The sequence below is a fragment of the Streptomyces halobius genome, assembly GCF_023277745.1.
GTDB lineage: Bacteria > Actinomycetota > Actinomycetes > Streptomycetales > Streptomycetaceae > Streptomyces > Streptomyces halobius.
In genome coordinates this window covers 4389028-4408807 of the sequence record NZ_CP086322.1, presented here as the reverse complement: position 1 = coordinate 4408807, position 19780 = coordinate 4389028, and the positions used below count along the sequence as shown (strand labels likewise).

Annotated in this window: 21 protein-coding genes; 9 read left to right on the top strand and 12 right to left on the bottom strand. The window is 69.1% G+C overall.

All coding sequences use genetic code 11. From position 1 onward, the window contains the following. Window positions 1–434: 434 nt before the first annotated feature. The 4 genes from K9S39_RS20090 to K9S39_RS20075 form a co-directional block, all read right to left on the bottom strand. Complete coding sequence (locus tag K9S39_RS20090) at window positions 435–746, bottom strand: hypothetical protein (RefSeq protein WP_136740760.1); 312 nt, start codon at window positions 744–746, stop codon at window positions 435–437. A gap of 178 nt (window positions 747–924) precedes the next feature. After that, complete coding sequence (locus tag K9S39_RS20085) at window positions 925–1131, bottom strand: DUF397 domain-containing protein (protein ID WP_248864755.1); 207 nt, start codon at window positions 1129–1131, stop codon at window positions 925–927. A gap of 9 nt (window positions 1132–1140) precedes the next feature. Next, window positions 1141–1335 (bottom strand): DUF397 domain-containing protein, encoded by a 195-nt coding sequence (locus K9S39_RS20080; RefSeq protein ID WP_248864754.1) that lies wholly within the window; start codon window positions 1333–1335, stop codon window positions 1141–1143. Window positions 1336–1343: 8 nt separating this feature from the next. Continuing rightward, on the bottom strand, window positions 1344–2234 hold the full coding sequence (locus K9S39_RS20075) for a helix-turn-helix domain-containing protein (RefSeq protein WP_248864753.1): 891 nt from the start codon (window positions 2232–2234) through the stop codon (window positions 1344–1346). A 181-nt stretch (window positions 2235–2415) separates the two neighbouring features. On the opposite strand from K9S39_RS20075, the gene K9S39_RS20070 reads away from it, so the two are divergent. Further along, entirely contained in the window at window positions 2416–2853 is a 438-nt protein-coding gene (locus K9S39_RS20070) for an ATP-binding protein (protein WP_248864752.1), read from the top strand. Between the two features lie 6 nt (window positions 2854–2859). On the opposite strand, the gene K9S39_RS42130 is transcribed toward K9S39_RS20070, so the two are convergent. After that, window positions 2860–2982, bottom strand: coding sequence for a hypothetical protein (locus K9S39_RS42130; RefSeq protein WP_283112519.1), 123 nt, complete (start codon window positions 2980–2982; stop codon window positions 2860–2862). A gap of 180 nt (window positions 2983–3162) precedes the next feature. On the opposite strand from K9S39_RS42130, the gene K9S39_RS20065 reads away from it, so the two are divergent. Both K9S39_RS20065 and K9S39_RS20060 read left to right on the top strand, forming a co-directional pair. Then, complete coding sequence (locus tag K9S39_RS20065) at window positions 3163–4167, top strand: C40 family peptidase (protein WP_248864751.1); 1005 nt, start codon at window positions 3163–3165, stop codon at window positions 4165–4167. 290 nt (window positions 4168–4457) lie between these two features. After that, entirely contained in the window at window positions 4458–5234 is a 777-nt protein-coding gene (locus K9S39_RS20060) for a phosphatase PAP2 family protein (RefSeq protein WP_248864750.1), read from the top strand. A 181-nt stretch (window positions 5235–5415) separates the two neighbouring features. Here K9S39_RS20060 and K9S39_RS20055 read toward each other — a convergent pair whose 3' ends face one another. Together K9S39_RS20055 and K9S39_RS20050 are read right to left on the bottom strand one after the other, a co-directional pair. Next, on the bottom strand, window positions 5416–6993 hold the full coding sequence (locus K9S39_RS20055) for an FAD-binding oxidoreductase (RefSeq protein WP_248864749.1): 1578 nt from the start codon (window positions 6991–6993) through the stop codon (window positions 5416–5418). A gap of 315 nt (window positions 6994–7308) precedes the next feature. Continuing rightward, the gene (locus tag K9S39_RS20050) at window positions 7309–7476 is read right to left on the bottom strand and encodes a hypothetical protein (RefSeq protein ID WP_248864748.1); all 168 of its coding nucleotides are present in this window, start codon (window positions 7474–7476) and stop codon (window positions 7309–7311) included. A gap of 276 nt (window positions 7477–7752) precedes the next feature. On the opposite strand from K9S39_RS20050, the gene K9S39_RS20045 reads away from it, so the two are divergent. Beyond that, the gene (locus K9S39_RS20045; protein WP_248864747.1) at window positions 7753–8691 is read left to right on the top strand and encodes a hypothetical protein; all 939 of its coding nucleotides are present in this window, start codon (window positions 7753–7755) and stop codon (window positions 8689–8691) included. Window positions 8692–8946: 255 nt separating this feature from the next. Beyond that, on the top strand, window positions 8947–9156 hold the full coding sequence (locus K9S39_RS20040; RefSeq protein WP_248864746.1) for a hypothetical protein: 210 nt from the start codon (window positions 8947–8949) through the stop codon (window positions 9154–9156). A 111-nt stretch (window positions 9157–9267) separates the two neighbouring features. Here K9S39_RS20040 and K9S39_RS20035 read toward each other — a convergent pair whose 3' ends face one another. Beyond that, a complete protein-coding gene (locus K9S39_RS20035; RefSeq protein ID WP_248864745.1) occupies window positions 9268–9696 on the bottom strand; it encodes a metal-sensitive transcriptional regulator in 429 nt (142 codons plus the stop codon). A 193-nt stretch (window positions 9697–9889) separates the two neighbouring features. Here K9S39_RS20035 and K9S39_RS20030 point away from each other — a divergent pair, with 193 nt between their 5' ends. Further along, on the top strand, window positions 9890–10510 hold the full coding sequence (locus tag K9S39_RS20030) for a DUF47 domain-containing protein (RefSeq protein WP_248864744.1): 621 nt from the start codon (window positions 9890–9892) through the stop codon (window positions 10508–10510). A 9-nt stretch (window positions 10511–10519) separates the two neighbouring features. Then, window positions 10520–11518, top strand: coding sequence for an inorganic phosphate transporter (locus tag K9S39_RS20025; protein ID WP_248864743.1), 999 nt, complete (start codon window positions 10520–10522; stop codon window positions 11516–11518). A gap of 196 nt (window positions 11519–11714) precedes the next feature. On the opposite strand, the gene pstB is transcribed toward K9S39_RS20025, so the two are convergent. From pstB to pstS, 4 genes are all read right to left on the bottom strand, one after another. Then, window positions 11715–12491 (bottom strand): phosphate ABC transporter ATP-binding protein PstB, encoded by a 777-nt coding sequence (gene pstB, locus K9S39_RS20020; RefSeq protein ID WP_248864742.1) that lies wholly within the window; start codon window positions 12489–12491, stop codon window positions 11715–11717. Window positions 12492–12562: 71 nt separating this feature from the next. Further along, entirely contained in the window at window positions 12563–13636 is a 1074-nt protein-coding gene (gene pstA / locus K9S39_RS20015) for a phosphate ABC transporter permease PstA (RefSeq protein WP_248864741.1), read from the bottom strand. After that, window positions 13633–14628 (bottom strand): phosphate ABC transporter permease subunit PstC, encoded by a 996-nt coding sequence (pstC, locus tag K9S39_RS20010; protein WP_248864740.1) that lies wholly within the window; start codon window positions 14626–14628, stop codon window positions 13633–13635. Before pstC ends, pstA begins: the two co-directional genes overlap by 4 nt. A 139-nt stretch (window positions 14629–14767) precedes the next feature. After that, a complete protein-coding gene (pstS, locus tag K9S39_RS20005; protein ID WP_248864739.1) occupies window positions 14768–15895 on the bottom strand; it encodes a phosphate ABC transporter substrate-binding protein PstS in 1128 nt (375 codons plus the stop codon). A 704-nt stretch (window positions 15896–16599) separates the two neighbouring features. Here pstS and K9S39_RS20000 point away from each other — a divergent pair. Together K9S39_RS20000 and K9S39_RS19995 are read left to right on the top strand one after the other, a co-directional pair. Then, a complete protein-coding gene (locus K9S39_RS20000) occupies window positions 16600–17754 on the top strand; it encodes a C40 family peptidase (RefSeq protein ID WP_248864738.1) in 1155 nt (384 codons plus the stop codon). 419 nt (window positions 17755–18173) lie between these two features. After that, window positions 18174–19706, top strand: a complete 1533-nt coding sequence (locus tag K9S39_RS19995) for a PP2C family protein-serine/threonine phosphatase (protein WP_248864737.1) — start codon at window positions 18174–18176, stop codon at window positions 19704–19706. Window positions 19707–19780: the final 74 nt, after the last annotated feature.

Sequence of the window (19780 nt, the reverse complement as noted above, 5' to 3'; positions counted from 1 at the left end):
GTGCCGCCCTCATACGACGGTAGCCGCGCGGGCGGCGGCACGGGCAAGGTGGTACGGGTACATGTCACGGTGACGGTTCCTCACATGCTGAACGGCGCGGCGAATGGGGGGCTTTGCGGCAATTGCATCCATCGCCTGCTCCCGCGTCCGCCGTCGCCGTCTTCCCTCCGGAGCCTCCTGTCCCCACGCGGCGACCAGCCCAATCGGTGCGCTGGTGGCGGGCATGACGACGGCACGGCGCAGGGACTGTCGGGCCGGGATGAGGGGGCGTCAGCATTGGGGCCTCGGCGGGGAGGTGGAGCCGGTGGGGGGTGAGTGGAGGCACGGGCGGGCGGAGAGGTGTCGGGCGGGGGCGCATGGCGGGCGGCGCCGGGACGGGCGCGTGCAGGGGTGCGCGGCCCGGTGGCCCTGGCGGGTCCGGTGGTCGGCGGTGGCTAGACCGCCATCCCGTAGACGATCGTGAACAGCGTCCCCAGGGAACCGATGATGAAGACGCCGGTCAGGCCGGCCACGATCAGGCCCTTGCCCTGTTCGGCGCTGAACGTGTCGCGCAGCGCGGTGGCGCCGATCCGTTGTTTGGCCGCGCCCCAGATCGCGATGCCGAGGCACAGCAGGATCGCGATCGCCATGACCACTTCGATCATCACGCGGGCTTCCGTGCCCAGGCTCCCGAACGGCCCCCAGCTCGGGGCGATCCCACCGATGATGGTGGTGATATCGCCTTTGTCGGGTGCTGCGAGGAACATGTGTGAACTCACCGCCTTTTACGGGTAGTTGCGCCCCGCGCCGGACGGCACAGGTCACCCTCTATCTTCGCCGACGAAGACACCATGAGATGTCGACTTGGCGGCTTTCTTTTCTTTTCACCGTGTGTATCACGCCCGGTTACACCGAGCAATGATCGCTCGGACGCCGCTCAGACGCTCAGAGTCCGACGAAGTGGTCGAACTCCCCTGCCTTCACGCCGAGTACGAACGCGTCCCACTTCCTGCGGTTCGTGGTGACGATGTTGTCGGGCTCGGTGTTCGTGCGGAGGTAGACGGGGTCCTCGGGCCCCTCCCCGTCGAACGCGATCTCGATGTATTCGGGGGCGTCGGGGTCGTCGGTGGCCTTGATCCAGTCGAGGGGCATGGGGGTTCCTTACGGGTGGGTGGGGTTGTGCTTTATGTGGGCGAGGAAGTGGGCCCAGGTGGGTCCAGTGGCCAAGGCGATTGTTTCGGGCTGATCGCTCTCGCGGTAGTGGACCGGGCCGTTCGCCGGTGTGGTCACTTCGACGCACTCACCGTTGCCATTGCTTCCGCTGAAGCTCGACTTCTGCCAACTCAACTCGGACATCGGGTTCCTTACATCGCGTAGAGCACGTGCTGGATGAGTCCCAGCGAATCCTTCTTGGCATGGAACTCGGGTTCGATACCGAGGTCAACGGGTGGCAGAGCGGCCGCGCCGAGTTGGCTGAAGGTGGCGGCGAACCCGTCGAGGTGGGCCGGCTCGTGGATGAACGGCGACGAGACCGGGTGCTCGATGTAGACGGTGTTCAGCTCGGGCACCGCGCCCTCGAAGAGGACGAACGGCGTGCCGAACGTCGCCGGGTAGGCGGCCTTGAACGGCAGGATCTGGATGCACACATGCGGTAGGCGGGACAGCTCGACGAGATGCTCAATCTGCCGGCTCATGACGTCAACACCCACGAACTGCATGTGCAGTGCGGCTTCGTGGATGACGGCGTGGATGGTCGGTGGGGCGTCATCCGTCAGGATCTGCTGGCGGCGCTTCCGGAAGTCGACGTATTTGTCGATCTCCTCCGGTGAGGCGTCCTGGTTCGAGCCTGCGAACAGGGACCGCATGTACTCCGTGGTCTGAAGCAGACCAGGCATGTGCACCCACTGGAACGAGCGCACTGCGACGGAGGAGGACTCGATTTCTGCGAGGTCGCGGGCGTTCTGGTTGTGTACGGGGGCGCGGTAATCCGACCACCAGCCCTTTCCGGTGGCAGCGCTCATCTCGACCAGCGCTTCAATCAGAGGCTCATTCTGGCAACCGTAGGCCGTCGCCAAGGCGCGCAGCTTCCCCTCCGGGATGGCCGTTCTCGCGGCCTCGATGTGGCCCAGGTGCGGCGAGCTGAGGCCCGCGAACGTCGCTGCCTCGGTGGCTGACATGCCGGCGGCCTCGCGCAGCCTGCGCAGTTCCACCCCCAAACGGCGTTGCCGTTGCGTCGGGTTGGCCCGAAGCCCCATGGGTGCCTCCTCGTGATCGGAAGCAGTCTGCCCGCTTTCGGGGGCGGTGTGCCACTCGTTGGGGGCAATTTCCCCAATCGAGTTGCCATTTGGAAACTCATAACTCTACCGTCGACGGCATCAGCGAGCCGAACCGCTAGTGCGCCCTCGCGCGGAAGTGAGGCCAGTCATGCCCGCTCCCATGACCACGACCGCCGACTTCTCCCTCGTCTTCCCGCCCCACCCGGGATGGGTCCGTACGGCCAGAGAGGCGGTCCGGACGTCGCTGAAAACCGCCCGGCGTGACGATCTGGCCGATACCGCGCTGCTGTTGACGTCCGAAGCGGTCACCGAGGCCGTCAACGCGTGCCGGGGCAGCGGGTGCGCGGAGCCGGTGACGCCGTATGTGGAGTGGCAGGGGCCGGACACGCTGCGGGTGCTCGTACACGACGCGGCACCCGGGCTGCCGGCCGTCCACTGCCTCTCGGGAGACGCGGAGAACGGACGGGGCCTGCTGCTGATCGCGGAGTGTGCCGCCGGGTGGGGCGTATGCCGGTATGGGCCGGAGTCCGGGAAATCGGTGTGGTTCGAGCTCGGAGGGCTGGGGGAGGCGGCGCCGCGCTTACTCGGGCGCGTGTGACATGGGCTACTTCGAGGCGTGCGACATGGCCCAGATCATGACGAGCGCGACCAGGTGAATCGCGAACAGGAAATACGCCACGCGCCACCACAGGTGCCGGTTCATCTGCTTCGGGTTGTTCGGGTCCATGGGCGCGTCCTGTCGTAGGTGTCTGCCGCCAGTGTCGCGCAGGGGTGGGTGATCTTGTGCGCCGGTGGGGCATGGGGCCACCGCCCCCGCGCCGCTCCATGCGCCGTCGTGCGGCCGGAAGTCGTGCCCGGGACGTCGAAACGGCAGTGAACGGCGCCTGAATGGGGGAGGGTTGGGAACGTGCGGAAATACTGGGTTGCCGGTGGGATAGGCGCCGGGCTGATGCTCGGCCTGCTGGGGCTGCTTGTGATCGGTACGTACACGGTCGCGGCGAGTCTGGGCGGGGCCGGCGGACGGGCCGTGGGGCTGGCGAAGGGGGCCGTGCCGGCCGCATATCAGTCATTGGTGCAGAAATGGGGCACGCTCTGTCCGGCGATCAACCCCGCGCTGCTCGCCGCCCAGCTCTACCAGGAGAGCGGCTGGAACGCGAAGGCGCAGAGCCCGGCGGACGCGCAGGGGATCGCGCAGTTCATCCCCGGGACGTGGCAGACGCACGGGATCGACGGGAACGGGGACGGCAAGCGGGACGTCTGGGACCCGGAGGACGCGATTCCGTCTGCTGCCTCGTACGACTGTGAGCTGGCGCGCTATGTGAAGGACGCGCCGGGCGACGACACCCACAACATGCTTGCGGCGTACAACGCGGGGGCGTACCGGGTGATCCAGCACAACGGGGTGCCGCCGTTCCGTGAGACACAGAACTATGTGAAGACGATCACGACGCTGGCGAAGAGCTTCGCGGCGCCGGTGGGGCGGGTGGCGCCGTCCAGGCAGGCCGCCGCGGCGATCTACTTCGCGCAGGAGAAGCTGGGGACGAAGTACCTGTGGGGCGGGAACGGGACGCCCGAGCAGGGCGGGCGGTTCGACTGTTCCGGGCTGACCAAGGCCGCGTACCACTCGGTGGGCATCGAGCTGCCGCGGGTGGCGAACGACCAGTGGAACGCCGGGCCGCACCCCAAGAGGGACGAGCTGCTCCCCGGTGATCTGGTGTTCTTCGCGTACGACCTGAACGATCCGCGGTCGATCCACCACGTGGGGCTGTATGTGGGGGGCGGGTACATGATCAACGCGCCGTATACGGGGGCGGTGATCCGGTTCGACAAGATCGATACGCCGGACTACATCGGGGCCACCCGGGTCACGTCGGATGGCGCAAAAGCGCTCCCCCGCGCGAACCCCGCGTGAATATGTGGCCCTGAACTGCGGCGATGAGTCAAGCTTCGATAACGTCCTGGTGATCTTCCGGTAGCGGGTGGAACGCCGGGGGGCGGGAGCACGTTTCCCTGATGTGGGGCGTAGTGATCCCGCGAAGTGAGTGAAGTGAGCGACTCGTTCTCCTTGCCCGACCTGTTCGACTTGCTCGACTTGCTCGACTCGCTTGATCAATGGCTTCAGGCAGCAGACGCTCGACGACCACGGGGGGTTGGCAGCACACGTAGGCGCTCGCGCGCGCGACAGATAAGGGGCCACGGCAGATGGCTGGACTCGCAATGGAGGGGCCGAACCCCGACCTTGACGTGCTCGACGGCATCAACGGTCTGGCGAAGGGCGCTCCGCATTGGGTCAACCGCGCCATGGAGTTCATCGGCGAGTACGGCATCATCGCCGGGCTCGCGGTGCTGTGTCTGATCGCGTGGTGGGGGGCGCGCCGCAAGCCGGACGCGCCGGCCGCGGTCGCGGGTCTGGTGTGGGCGCCGCTGGCCGCCGGTATCGCGCTGCTGGCCAATATCCCGATCCGGGCGTTCGTCGAGCGGCCGCGGCCGTTCAAGGATCACGCCGGGATGGAAGTGCTCATCCCCGGGAAGAGCGACTTCTCGTTCGTGAGTGATCACGCGACGCTGACGATGGCGGTGGGGGTCGGACTGTTCGTCGCCAGCCGGAAGTACGGGCTGGTCGGGATCGCGCTGGCGTTGGCGGAGGGCTTCTGCCGGGTCTACATGGGCGTGCACTACCCGACCGATGTGGTGGGCGGGTTCGCGCTGGGCACCGCTATCGCGCTGCTGCTGGCGCCGCTGGCGCAGGCGATGCTCGTACCGCTGATGACGGCCGTCGGGCGGTCGCCGATCCGGTGGCTGGTGGTGGCGCCGGGAGGTGCGGGGGATTCCACGGCCGCGGGTGAAGGCGCGGGTGCAGGTGCGGCCATGGGGGCGGATGGCCGTGCGGGGCAGGGCGCCGACGGTGACTCGGACGTGGCCGCGGGGTCGGGGACGCCCCAGGGGCACGACGAGCGGGACAAGGACCTGGCTGCCTGACGACAAACCCCGACGCCCCCCTGACTTCTCCCCCGCTGTCCCCTGACTCTCCCCTGATATTGCAGAAGGTGACGCAGGACAGGGAACGAATCACTCTCCGTAAACGTTGCCGGAACATGAGGAGGCGTCAAGGCGGCGTCGCAGAAGGCAAGGAGGCGTCACACGAGGTGGTCCAGGAATCTCACAGCGCTTGCGGGAAGGTGCTGAACAGCCGCTGCGGGTCGTACGACTGCTTGACCTTCGCGAGGCGGCCGGCGGCGGTGCCGTAGTACGCGGTCCTCCAGTCCTTGAGGCCGGGGTCCGTGTAGTTCTGGTAGGCGGCGCCCGAGGAGTAGCGGCGCATCGCGGAGTGGAAGGCATCCAGCCAGGCGGTGCGCGTGTCCGGCGAACCGTTGGCGGGCCAGGAGGCCAAGTACTGGGCGAGGAAGCGGGATCCGCGGTGGACGAACGCGGTGTCGGTGCGGCCTACGCGGTTGATCGCGCCGCCGAGCGCGGTCAGCGCGACATTGCCGGTGACGCCCTTGCGGGTGCCGGTCTCGATCTGGTCCATCAGGGTGCGGATGCCGGCCGTGGACAGCGGGCGGTCGAAGAAGTGCGAGCGGGCTGCGTACGTCTCGCGGCCCAGCCGGCCGGCGCCCGTCTGGCCGGGCAACGAACCCGGCGTGTGGCACTGCGCGGTGGTCTTGGAGGAACAGCCCGCGTACGCCCGCATGGCCTCCCGGTAGCTGATCGGGGTGAGTCGCACGGTGGACGCGGGGCCGGGGCCGCCCGGCTGGTCGGCCAGCTTGTCGACGGCGTTCTGGAGGTCGCCCTTCGTCCCGAGGGTGAAGACGGCGACGGAGACGGTGGGGGTACCGCCGGGCCGGGTGTCGAGATGGCAGGCGGACCAGATCTCGTCGGCCTGCGCCGGGCCCCACTTCTGCCAGGAGCCCAGCACCGCCGCGACCTTGGACCACGGCCAGGTCAGGTAGGCCATCACGGCGGGAGGCGCCGGGTGCGTACGGAAGCGGAGTTCGGTGACCACGCCGAAGTTGCCGTTGCCGGCGCCGCGAAGTGCCCAGAAGAGGTCGGAATGCTGGGATTTGTCGCAGTTGAGGGTTTTGCCGTCTGCGGTGACCAGGGTGGCGCCGACGAGGCTGTCGCAGGTCAGGCCGTAGGCGCGGGAGACCACGCCATGGCCGCCGCCGAGGGTGAGGCCGGATATCCCGACCGTGGGGCAGGAGCCGCCGGGGATCGTCACGCCGTGCGACGTCAGGCCCTCGTAGACGTCGATGAGCTTGGCGCCGGCGCCTATGCGGGTCGCGCCGCCGGACGGGGCGGAGACCTCGGCGAGGGAGGAGACGTCGATGATGAGCTTGCCGTTGCCACTGGACCAGCCCGCGTAGGAGTGGCCGCCGCTGCGGATCGCCACGGGGGTGTCGTGGCGGCGGGCGAAGGCGAGGCACTCGGTTATGTCGGCCGGGTGCTCGACGTACGCGATGGCCGAAGGCTTCAGCGAGTCGTAACGGGTGTTGTAGAGGCGGCGGGCCTTCGCGTACGCGGCGTCGGAAGCGCGCACCAGCTTGCCGTCCAGGCTCTTGCCCAGCGCGCTCCAGGAGGCTTTGGGGGCGGTGGCCTTGGTGGCGGCGTTGCCGGTCCCCGTGGTGGTGCCGGAGGACGACGCGCCCGCTCCGCCGCTGGCCTTGTTGCAGCCGGTGGCCCAGGCGGCCGAGATCGCGGCGAGTGCACCGCCGGTTTGCAGGAGTGTGCGCCGGTTCACTGGGTGAGTCCCCCTCGTTGTCGTACGAGCGCGCCAACGGTCCGATGTGACAGCGCGCTTCCCCTGTGTGCCGCTGGGCTGGCCGGTGCTCCGTGGTGTCTGGCGCCGGCCCGGTGCTGCGGGCAGCCATCCGGTCTTCTCCGTTATTGGCCGCGAAGTCCGCTGCCGCTGAGCACTCTTGTTTCTCTGATTACCCAGATGCGGTGCGGGTGTGGGGGGTTCCGTAACGGAGGGAGCGATTCCAGGAGGAGAGGGAGTGATTCCAGGAAGGGGGAGAGGGGGTGCCCCGGGGGCAGGGAGGCGCCCCGGACGGTGTCAGGGGTTGCCCCGCAGATGACGCTCGGCGTCCGTACGCGCCTGGGAGCGGGCGCGCCGGGCCGGGCCTGTCCAGCCGCAGTCGCAGCGGGCCAGGCAGAAGGAGCCGCGCTCGGTGGTCGAGGTGCGGTGACCTGCTGACGGGTCTCGGAGGGCTCGCTCGGGCACCCGACCACGCTACGCGCCCTGGGGCCCGGGTGAGCAAGTCCGGGGTCCTCTCCGCCCGCCCCGCGGCCGGATGACGGCACTCCGGACTTCCTCGCCTAGCGTGACGGCCCCCCGAAATCATCGTTGAACGGATCGGTCGGCCGAACCAGCGGATCCGACGACGGAGCCTGCGATGGCGGAGCCTCTGACGAGCCGTTGGCGGAACGTCCGACCGTCCGGAACAGACCGGCCGGCAGTGGCCGTCTTGAACACAGCGGCCGAGGGGGCTCGTACGCGATGGTGGTGCAGGACAGGCGAGGCGGTGCCGCGGCTGCCGTGGGTGTGGCGTGCGGGACGGGTCTGGCGGTCGGGCTGCTGACCACGGGCTGTTCCACGGTCGGCGCCGCCGCCAACGACCAGGCGTCGCCCGCCCGGGTCGCCACCGCCTCCGCACACGCGTCGCCGGGCCGGGACGGTGCCACCTCCGGCCACGCGTCGTCCGCGTCGCCCGGCCGGGACGCCGCCGACGAGGTCCGCCACAGCGCCGACGCACTGGTCCGGGCGGGCTCCGCCACGGTGCGTACGGCGATGGAGACGGCGAGCGGCGGCACCCGCGTCGCCATCCGCGGTACCGGCCGCTACGACTTCCGCTCGGGCACCGGGGAGCTGGTGCTGGTCCTGCCCGACCCGGCGGGTACGTCCAGCGGCGGGCATCGGCCGATCACCGAGATCCTCGCGCCGGGCGCCCTCTACATGAAGAACCGCGGGGCGGGGGTGCCGGCCGACAAGTGGGTGCGGGTGGACACCGGTTCGCTGGCCGACGGGAATCTGGTCACCGGTGGCGCGACCGATCCACTGGCCGCCGCCGAACTGCTGCGGGGGGCGCGGGATGTGACGTACGAGGGGAAGGAGCGGCTGGACGGGGTCCCGGTGCGGCACTACCGGGGGGTGACGGACATCGGGAGGGCGGCCGGACACGCGTCGGGGCGTACTCGGTCCGCGTTGGCGGCGGCGGAGAAAGGGTTCACCACCGATGCCGTGCCGTTCGACGCGTATCTCGACGAGAAGGGGCGGCTGCGCAAGGTGCGGCAGCGGTTCCACTTCGCCAACGGCGTGCCGAAAGGGACGTCGGTGACGTCCACGACGGAGCTGTCGGGGTTCGGGGCCGAGACCGTGGTGCGGGTGCCGGACGAACCGGACATCTACACCGGGAAGATCGCCTCCGCGAAGCAGTGACGCGGTAGAGCCGGTCGTCACGGGGCCGTAGCAGGGGGGCATCACGGGGCATAACGGGGCGGCAGCGGGGGTGGCCGGACACCTGACGCAGGTGCTTGCCGGATGGCGGAAATGGTCCATACGTGCCATGCGTGGAGTGTGTGCCCATCCCTACCCTTGGCACTGACCACCAGATTGGCACTGACCACCAGATTGGCACTGACCACCAGATTGGCACTGACCGCCAGAGGTGTGGCAAGGCGCTCGAAGGAGGAGGTGTTGTACGTGGCCGCGCACCGGCATGGGACGGTTCAGGACCACGTAGCCCTCGTCGAGATCGACCTGACTGGTGAGTTGATGATCGCGGCCGCCGCCGCGAGTGAGGATCGGCTCAGCCCGGACCGTATCGACGAGGTGCTGCATGTGGCCGGGGAGCACGGTTCCCCGGCCGGTGAGCAGTGCGCGCCGGTCGGCGAGCGCGGATAGCCGGACGGCCGGAGTTCAGGTCCGCGGTATCCGCTTCCGCGGTATCCGCTCGGCATCAGGTCCGGGGCAATCGCTTCTGCGGCAATCGCTTCCGCGGTATCCGCTCGGCCGTCAGGTCCGCAGCATCCGCTCGATCGCCTTGGTCGCCTCCTGGACCTTGGCGTCGATGGCCTCGGGGCCCTGGGACGCGGCGTCGGCGACGCAGTGCCGCAGATGCTCCTCCAGGAGCTGAAGGCCGAAGGACTGCAGGCCCTTTGTGCTCGCCGAGACCTGGGTGAGGATGTCGATGCAGTAGACGTCCTCTTCGAGCATCCGCTGGAGGCCGCGGATCTGACCCTCGATGCGACGCAGTCGCTTGAGGTGAGCGTCCTTCTGCTTTGCGTAGCCGTGGACGCCGCGCGCGGGGGCGGCCGCCGGGTGGTCGGCCGCGGTTCCGGTCACAGTTCGGGTGTCGTCGTGGGGGTCGGTTTTCGGCTGCGGGGTGTGGCAGGGTGCGGCGGAGCCGGTGCCGCCGGTGGTGTCGGCGTCCGTGGTCGTCATGGCCGTCTCCCCTGGAATCTAGGCGTCCATATACCCCTGGCGGGTATATACTACCGAATTTTGCGGGCACCGCCGGTACCCCGTGCAGAGCATGCTGCCCGATGGGCGACACTGAGGGAATGCCGGTTAGCAGTGGCCGGATGATGCGCCTAGCATCAACCCGACCGAATCCGATGCACCCCGAGGATTTCACGTGCGCTTTCGTCTGACCCCCAGGGAGACGAGCTTCTACGACATGTTCGCCGCCTCCGCGGACAACATCGTCACGGGCTCCAAGCTCCTGATGGAACTGCTCGGGGCGGACGCCTCCGGACGGGCAGAGATCTCCGAGCGGATGCGCGCGGCCGAGCACGCGGGTGACGACGCGACGCACGCGATCTTCCACCAGCTGAACTCCTCGTTCATCACGCCGTTCGACCGCGAGGACATCTACAAGCTGGCCTCGTCGCTCGACGACATCATGGACTTCATGGAGGAGGCCGTCGATCTGGTCGTCCTCTACAAGATCGAGGAACTGCCGAAGGGCGTCGAGCAGCAGATCGAGGTGCTGGCGCGGGCGGCCGAGCTGACCGCCGAGGCGATGCCGAATCTGCGCACGATGGCCAACCTCACCGAGTACTGGATCGAGGTCAACCGCCTGGAGAACCAGGCCGACCAGATCCACCGCAAGCTGCTCGCGCACCTCTTCAACGGCAAGTACGACGCCATCGAGGTGCTCAAGCTCAAGCAGGTCGTGGACATCCTGGAGGAGGCGGCGGACGCTTTCGAGCACGTCGCCAACACTGTCGAGACCATCGCGGTAAAGGAATCCTGAGCCCCGGCCATGGATACCTTCGCGCTTGTCGTGACCATTGCGGTCGCGCTCGGTTTCACGTATACGAATGGCTTCCACGACTCCGCGAACGCCATCGCGACCTCGGTCTCGACGCGGGCGCTGACCCCGCGGGCGGCGCTGCTGATGGCCGCGGTGATGAACCTCGCCGGTGCCTTCCTGGGCAGCGGGGTCGCCAAGACCGTCAGTGAGGGGCTGATCGCCACACCGGTGGGCAGCAAGGGGATGGGCATCCTCTTCGCGGCCCTGATCGGCGCGATCGCCTGGAATCTCGTCACCTGGTACTTCGGGCTGCCGTCGTCGTCCTCGCACGCGCTGTTCGGCGGCATGGTCGGTGCGGCGCTCGCGGGCGGCACCGAGGTGATCTGGTCCGGGGTGATCGAGAAGGTCGTCCTGCCGATGTTCCTCTCGCCGATCGTCGGCCTGGTGGTCGGCTACCTGGTGATGGTCCTGATCCTGTGGATGTTCCGTAAGGCCAATCCGCACAAGGCGAAGCGCGGTTTCCGTATAGCGCAGACGGTCTCGGCGGCGGGCATGGCCCTCGGCCACGGTCTGCAGGACGCGCAGAAGACCATGGGCATCGTGGTGATGGCCCTGGTCATCGCCGATGTCGAGGAGCAGAGCGCGGCCATCCCGATCTGGGTCAAGCTGGCCAGCGCGATCATGCTCTCGCTCGGTACGTACGCGGGCGGCTGGCGCATCATGCGCACGCTGGGCCGGCGCATCATCGAGCTGGACCCGCCGCAGGGCTTCGCCGCGGAGACCACGGCCGCCTCGGTCATGTATACGGCGTCGTTCATGTTCCACGCACCGATCTCCACGACGCATGTCATCACGTCCGGGATCATGGGCGTGGGCTCGACGAAGGGGACGCGCGCGGTGCGCTGGGGCGTCGCCAAGAACATCGTGATGGGCTGGTTCATCACGATGCCGGCGGCGGCCGCGGTCGCGGCGCTGTCGTACTGGATCGTGCAGCTGGCCTTCGGCTAGGGCCTGTTGTCCCCGGCGAGCCGAAGGGCCGGTCGTCGTCGGCGTGCCGACAGGCCTGTCGGCACCGGTCCCCAGCGAGCCGAAAGGTGAATGGGCCCGCCCCCGGTACAGGGGGGCGGGCCCATCGTCCTTGCGGTGGCACCGCCATGCAGCACCGCAGGACGCTCAGGGGGCGTCGGCCGGGCCGGAGCGCGGCTCAGCCGAAACGGCCGGAGATGTAGTCCTCCGTGGCCGGGACCGACGGGTTGGAGAAGATCCGCTCGGTCTCGTCGATTTCGATCAGCTTGCCGGGCTCGCCGACGGCGGCCAGGTTGAAGAACGCCGTACGGTCCGAGACACGGGCGGCCTGCTGCATGTTGTGCGTCACGATGACGATCGTGAAGCGCTCCTTCAGCTCCCCGATGAGGTCCTCGATGGCGAGGGTGGAGATCGGGTCGAGCGCCGAGCACGGCTCGTCCATCAGCAGGACCTGCGGCTCGACCGCGATGGCGCGGGCGATGCACAGCCGCTGCTGCTGGCCTCCGGAGAGGCCGGAGCCGGGCTTGTTGAGGCGGTCCTTGACCTCTTTCCAGAGGTTGGCACCCTTGAGGGACTTCTCCACGACGTCCTTCAGCTCGCTCTTCTTGTGCGAGCCGTTCAGCCGCAGACCGGCCGCGACATTGTCGAAGATCGACATGGTGGGGAACGGGTTGGGGCGCTGGAAGACCATGCCGACGGTGCGGCGGACGGCGACCGGGTCGACCCCGGAGCCGTAGAGGTTCTCGTCGTCCAGCATCACCTTGCCCTCGACGCGGCCGCCGGGGGTGACCTCGTGCATACGGTTCAGGGTGCGCAGGAACGTCGACTTGCCGCAGCCGGAGGGGCCGATGAAGGCGGTCACGGAGCGCGGCTCGACGGTCATCGAGATGTCGTCGATGGCCTTGTGGCCGCCGTAGTAGGCGGAGAGGCCGCTGACGTCGATTCGCTTGGCCATGGGATCACTGCTTCTTTCGGTGCTTCGGAGGGTCGCTGTCTGGCCCCACTCGGCGGAGCCGAAGTGTCGCCTTAGCGACCGGTCTTGGGGGCCTTCCAGCGGGCGATGCCGCGGGCCGCCAGATTGAGGATCATGACGAAGGCGATGAGGACGAGAGCCGCCGCCCAGGCGCGGTCGTACGCGGCCTCGGAGCCGATCTGCCACTGCTGGTAGACGTACAGCGGAAGCGACTGCTGAGCACCTTCGAAGGGGTTGTTGTTGATCGTCTTGGCGCCCCACACCAGCAGCAGCACCGGGGCGGTCTCACCGGTGATACGGGCGATGGCCAGCATCACGCCGGTGGTGATGCCGCCGACCGACGTCGGCAGAACGACCTTGAGGATGGTGCGCCACTTGGGGACACCGAGGGCCAGGGACGCCTCGCGCAGCTCGTTCGGGACGAGCTTGAGCATCTCCTCGGTGGAGCGGACGACGACCGGCATCATCAGGATCGCCAGCGCCATCGATCCGGCGAAGCCGGACGGGCCGAAGCCGAGGATCAGGATCCAGACGGAGAGGACGAACAGGCCGGCCACGATGGACGGGATGCCGGTCATCACGTCGACGAAGAAGGTGACGGCCTTGGCGAGCTTGCCGCGTCCGTATTCGACGAGGTAGATCGCGGTGAGCAGACCGATCGGCGCGGCGATCAGGGTCGCCAGGCCCACCTGCTCCAGGGTGCCGACGATCGCGTGGTAGATACCGCCGCCGGGCAGCGCGTCCGGGAGGGTGCCCATCGAGGTGGACAGGAAGTAGCCGTCCAGGACCTTGACGCCGCGGGCGATGGTCTCCCACAGGAGGGAGGCGAGCGGGACGACGGCGAGCAGGAAGGCCATCCAGACCAGGCTGGTGGCCAGCCGGTCCTTGGCCTGCCGGGCGCCCTCGACGCCCACGGCCAGCGTGAACGTGCCGAGGACGAAGAGCAGGGCGGCTATCAGGCCCCACTGGACCCGGCTGTCCAGGCCGGCGGCGAGGCCGATGCCGCTGCCCGCGGCGGCCGCGACGAGCGCGAGGACCGGCGGGGTCCAGCGGGGCAGCCGGGCGTGCTGCAGGGAGACGGGGTGGCCGCCGGTGGCGACGGGCCGCTCGGTCATCACGTCGGTCATGCTGCGGCTCCCGAGTACTCCTTGCGGCGGGCGATGATCATGCGGGCCGCGCCGTTGACGAGCAGCGTGATCACGAAGAGGACCAGGCCGGACGCGATCAGGGCGTCCTGCCCGAACTGGTTCGCCTCGCTGAACTTGCTGGCGATGTTCTGGGCGAAGGTGCCGCCGCCCGGGTTCAGCAGGCTGGTGTTGATGAGGAAGCTGGGGGAGAGGACGGTGGCGACGGCCATCGTCTCGCCGAGCGCGCGGCCCAGGCCCAGCATGGAGGCGCTGATCACGCCGGAGCGGCCGAAGGGGAGCACCGACATCCGGACGACCTCCCAGCGGGTGGCGCCGAGCGCCAGCGCGGCTTCCTCGTGCATCTTCGGGACCTGCAGGAAGACCTCACGGCTGACGCTGGTCACGATCGGCAGAATCATGATCGCGAGCAGGATGCCGACGGTGAACAGGGAGCGGGCGGCTCCGTCGCCGTACGCGAAAATGCCGGTCCAGCCGAGGTAGTCGTCCAGCCAGCTGTAGAGACCGGACAGATGCGGGACGAGGAAGAGCGCGCCCCACAGGCCGTAGATGATGCTGGGCACCGCGGCGAGCAGGTCGATGACGTAGCCGAGCGGCGAGGCCAGCTTGCGCGGGGCGTAGTGCGAGATGAACAGCGCGATGCCGACGGCGACCGGGACCGCGATGAGCATCGCGATCACCGAGCTGACGACGGTGCCGAAGGCGAGCACCGCGATGCCGAACTTCGGCTCGGTGCCGGTGGCGTTCCATTCGAGTGTGGTGAAGAAGTTGGCTTTGTCGCCGGAGATGGCGAGCACGGACCGGTAGGTGAGGAAGGCCGCGATGGCGGCCATGATCACCAGGAGGGCGATACCGGAGCCGCGGGAGAGCCCGAGGAAGATCCGGTCGCCGGGGCGGACGGCCTTCCCGGAGACGCTGGGGTGCGCGTCGTTACCGGGCGGCGGTGGCGTTTCGGTGAGGACAGGTGAAGTCATGGTTTCTCCGGTCTGCGGAGCCGGTGAGGGCTCCTGGCGGCGGTGCACCGGACGGGTGGCGGGCCGGGCCTGGTGGCCTTGGCCCCTGTGGTGGGCCCCTCAGGGCCAGCGGCGGGACGCGACCCGCCACCCGGGTTGCTCAGGAGAGCGTCGCGACGGTCTTGCGGACCTTGTCGGCGGTCTCGGGGGGCAGCGGGGCGTACCCCAGGGCCTCAAGGGCGGCCTGGCCGTCCTTGCTCGCGACGTAGGTCAGGAAGGACTTCGTGGCGGGCAGCGTCTCCGCCTTGTTGCCCTTGTCGCAGACGATCTCGTACGTCACCAGGGTGATCGGGTAGGCGCCCTCGGCCTTGGTGGCGTAGTTGAGCTCCAGCGCCAGGTCGTCGCCCTCGCTGGCCGGCTTGGCCTCGGCGATCGCCTTGGAGGCGTTGGCGGTGGTGGCCTCGACCGGGGCCTTGGCGCCGGTGTCCAGCTTGACCGTCGGGATCTTGCCGGAGGTCGCGTACGACAGCTCGAAGTACGAGATGGCGCCGCTGACCTGCTTGACCTGCGAGGAGACACCGGACGAGCCGGAGGCCGCCTGGCCGCCCTTGCCCTCCCACTTCTTCGCCGGTTCGTGCTTCCAGGCGGACGGGGCGGCGGCCTTCAGGTACTTGGTGAAGTTGTCCGTGGTGCCCGAGTCGTCGGAGCGGTGGAACGCCTGGATCTTGAGGTCCGGCAGCTTGGCGTCCGGGTTCAGCTTCTTGATCGCGGCGTCGTTCCAGTTGGTGATCTCCGAGTCGAAGATCTTGGCGAGGGTCTCGGCGTCCAGCACGAGGCTGTCCACACCGGGAACGTTGTAGCCGACCGCGATCGGGCCGCCGACCATCGGCAGGTCGATCGCCTGACCGCCCTTGCAGACCTTCTTCGACTTCGCGACCTCTTCGGGCTTCAGCGCCGAGTCGGAGCCCGCGAACGCGGTCTGGCCCTGCAGGAAGGTGGTGATGCCGGCACCGGAGCCGGTGGGCTGGTAGTTGATCTCGGTGTCCTTGCAGGCGCCCGAGTAGTTCTGGACCCAGACGTCCATGGCGTTCTTCTGCGCCGACGAGCCGGACGCGAGCAGCTTGCCCTTGCCCTCGCACTTGATGTCGGCGGCCTTGGCGGGCTTGCCGGCGCCGCCGGCACCGCCGCTGGTGTCGTCGGTGCCACACGCGGTCAGGGCCAGGGCACCGGAGACGGCGAGAGCGCCAACGGCGAGGGCGCGAACCCGGGGCTTGCGCTGAAGCTTCACAGTCGAGAGTTCCTTCCTGGGGCGCGCCGCTTCGTTCGGCGTGCGGGTGGGGACGGGGGTGATGACTCTTCTTTGGTGACCGCCTGGGGGCGCGGTGTCAGCTAGCCGTGCCGCGCTCGCCCCGCGGGCATGGCGCGCACTCGGTACGGCCGAAATTAGGCAGACCAGGTGAAGTGGCCGATGGAGGAGAGTGAACGCAAGGTGAACCTCGGCCGTCGGGTGGGTGCGCCGCGCTGGTCCTGGGCCGGCTTGGTTCTCACCGTTTTCGGTTTTCCCGCCGTTGTGCCTGGTGCGGGCTGTTGCCGCTGCGCGGGGCTGTTCGGCGGAGGTGCCGGACCTCCGGCCTCCGGCCCGCGGTCCGGCACCTCCCGAGGGGGGTGGTTGAGGGGCGATGGGGCGTGCGTGTGTGGGCAGCTGCGGCTTGGGGGCGGGGGCGGGGCTCGTTTCGGTTTCGAGGCGGGGTGGGATGAGCACCGTGGGCGCGGGAAACGGGGCGTCGTTCATGGCGAACGCCCCGGCGCACATGAGACGTGCATGAGAAACGACCTTGTCGCTCTGTCGAATTACCGGGCGGTATGGCAGCATCCGCGGCTGAAGAGAAGAGAACGCGCGAATCGGTGCTAAACGACCGGAGGTGGCTGGTGGGGAGCCAGGGCGCACAGCAGGGCGTTCGGGGTGTATGGGGCGTACGGGGTGGCCGGATCATGGTGGGTACTGCCGTGGTCCTGTGCGTGATGGGGCTGCTGGGTGGGGCGGAGACGGCGGCGTACGCGGCGGATCCGGAGCCGGGGTCCGGAAGTGGCAAGGGGACGAAGCGGGGTGCGGCCAAGGGGGCGGCCGCGGAGCCCGGCAACGGGTCGGGCGAGGCGTCCGGCGAGGGGGCGGGCAAGGGGTCCGGCAAGCGCCTTGAGGACGTACGCAAGAAGATCGAGAGCCTCTACCGCAAGGCGGAGAAAGCCACCGACGCGTACAACGCCGCCGAGGAGCAGGTCGAGATCCAGCAGAAAGAGATCGTCAGGCTGGCCCGCAGCATCGACAAGACGCAGCGGGAGTTGAAGGCCCTCAAGCGGCAGGCCGGTGTGCTGGCCAGTGCCCAGTACCGGGGCGGCGGGATTCCCCCCGAGGCCAAGCTGGTGCTCAACGGCGACCCGGAGCTCTTTCTCGACAATGTCGTCCTCGCCCGTAAGGGGCAGCAGGCCGCCAAGGGTGTGATCAGTCAACTCTCCCTTCTGAAGGTCGACTTGGAGGGCTATTCGCAGGCCGCCACGGACCGCTGGGAGCGACTGGAGGCGAACCGCAAGAAGAAGGAAAGCGCGCGGCGGGACATCAAGAAAAAGATCGACGCCGCAAAGAAGCTGGAATCCCGGCTCGCCGCGAAGGAAAAGGCCCGGCTGCGGAAGCTGGAGAACGAGCAGGCGTACAAGGAACAGCAGAAATGGCTCGACTCCGGTGTGCTGAGGGAAATCAGCAACAAAGCGTCCGCCGGAGGTATGAAGGCGATTGCGTACGCCACGGCACAGATCGGCAAGGACTATGTCTGGGGCGCGGAGGGGCCGGACACCTTCGACTGTTCCGGGCTGACCCTCCGGGCGTGGCAGGCCGCCGACCGGACGATTCCGCGGACCTCACAGGAGCAGTGGCGGCAGCTGCCCCGGGTCGGCGTCAAACGGATGCGGCCGGGCGACCTGATCATCTATTTCACCGATGCCAGTCATGTCGGGATCTATGTCGGTGACGGCGCGATGGTGCATGCCCCGCGGCCGGGTCGGAAGATCACCGTCGCCGGCGCGGGCTCGATGCCGATCCTGGGTGTCGTCCGGCCGGATATGCGCGACGACCGCATGAACGAGGGCGAATAGGCCGGAGAGGCGAGGCCGGAGGGGCCGGATAGATCGGATAAGTCGGAGAAAGGCCGAGAAGGCGGAGAAGGTCGGAGAAAGGTCCAGTACCGGTGATCGGGCCGAGGGAACCCCTCGGCCCGATAAATGACTCGATCGATTGCTATCAGACGGTTGTCGCGGCGTAGCCGAATGCGGTCAAGCGGGGTGATGTTCGTCATTCCGCTTTCCTGTCGCCCCAGGTGAAATCGCAGATGGGGTGCGGCATATGACAATGGCCGATTACCGTCGGCCATTCCGTACCGCTCGGTACTGACGCTATGGTCGCCTCTCAGAGCCCGGACCTTCGCTCATATGACCGACCGACGGCGGGGAACCGGGCACGGTGGTGCGCCGTCGGCGCGTCGCCCGCCCTCGGGGGGAGGGAAGGAAGCAGAGCAATGCCCGTACCCGTACCGCACCAGCGGTCCGCCGTGCTGTCGCAGCAGGCGGCCGTGGCGGAGCACGCCCGCGCGGATGCCGCGTGGGCGGCCGGTGCGCCGACGCAGGGGGAGCCGGCGGTCCGGGCCGCGAGCGCCTGGGAGCAGGCCGGCCGGGGCAGCGCCCAGGCGGCGTCCGACCGTGGGGGTGTCTCCCGTTCGAGCCCAGCCGAGACGGGGGAAGGGAGGGCCCCGGCGGAGCCCGCGACCGGTCTCGTGCAGTACGGCGCGGACTGCCGGGAAGCGCGTCCCCGGGCGGCGACCCGGCCGTTTTCGGCCGACCACGCCCACCACTCCGGCCACGGGCCGCACGATCAGGGCCTGACCCTGCTCCTCATCGGCGAGGACCCCAACAGCCCGGTCCCCGAGATGTGGGACTGGTCGGGCCGCAGGGTCCGGCTGCGGACCGCCCGGAACCTCACCGAGGCCGAGCGGCTGCTCACCGACGACGTCCACTGCATCCTGCTCGACCTGGCCCCGCCGGAGCGCGCGGAACGGGAGGCGGCAGGCGGCGACTGCCCCGGCGACGAACTGGACATGCTGCGCGGGGTGCTGCGGATGGCGCCGGCGCAGGCGGTCCTGGTGCTGACGTCCGAGACGGACGCCGAGCGCGCCGCCGATGCCGTACGCGTCGGCGCCCAGGACTACCTGTTCCGCGACGAACTGGACGGCGCCGTCCTCAGCCGCGCCGTCCGCTACGCCGTCGAACGCAAACGCGCCGATCTCGCCCAGCGCCAGCTCACCGAGTCACGGATGCTCGCGCAGGAGAACGCCCGCCTGGAGCGCGGGCTGCTGCCCACACCGCTGCTCGACGGCTCCGACCTGCGCTTCGCCGCCTGCTACCGGCCCGGCCGCAGCCGCGCACTGCTCGGCGGCGACTTCTACGACACCGTCCGCACCCCGGACGGCACCGTCCACGCAATGATCGGCGACGTCTGCGGCCACGGCCCCGACGAGGCCGCACTGGGCGTCGAGCTGCGCATCGCCTGGCGCGCGCTGACCTTCGCCGGACTGTGCGGCGACGAACTCCTCTCCACCCTCCAGAAGGTGCTGGAACACGAGCGCGCCGACGACGAGATCTTCGCGACGCTGTGCACCGTCGACATCTCCCCGGACGGCCGGCGCGCCGGCCTGTGCCTGGCCGGCCACCCCGCGCCGCTGCTGGCCCACGCCGGGCGGACGCCGCGCCTGCTGCCGTACGAGTCCGGCGGCCCTGCGCTCGGCCTGCTGCCGCACGCCCGCTGGCCGCGCCGACAGGTCGAACTGGGCGGCTCCTGGAGCCTGATGATGTATACGGACGGCCTGATCGAGGGCCGCGTCGGCGAGGGCAACCAGCGCCTCGGCCAGGAGGGCATGGCCGAACTGGTCGGCCGTCAGATGGCGTCCGGACTGCGCGGCGAAGAGCTTCTGGACGCGTCGGTCAGGGAGGTACGCGACCTCAACGGCGGCGAGCTGACAGACGATGTCGCGGTGCTGCTGCTGGACCGGAGATAACGCCGGCGCCCGCGCGCCTGTCGCGTCCGTCCTTCCCGTCCGTCCTTCGTGTTCCGCGTCCGCCCCGTCTTTGT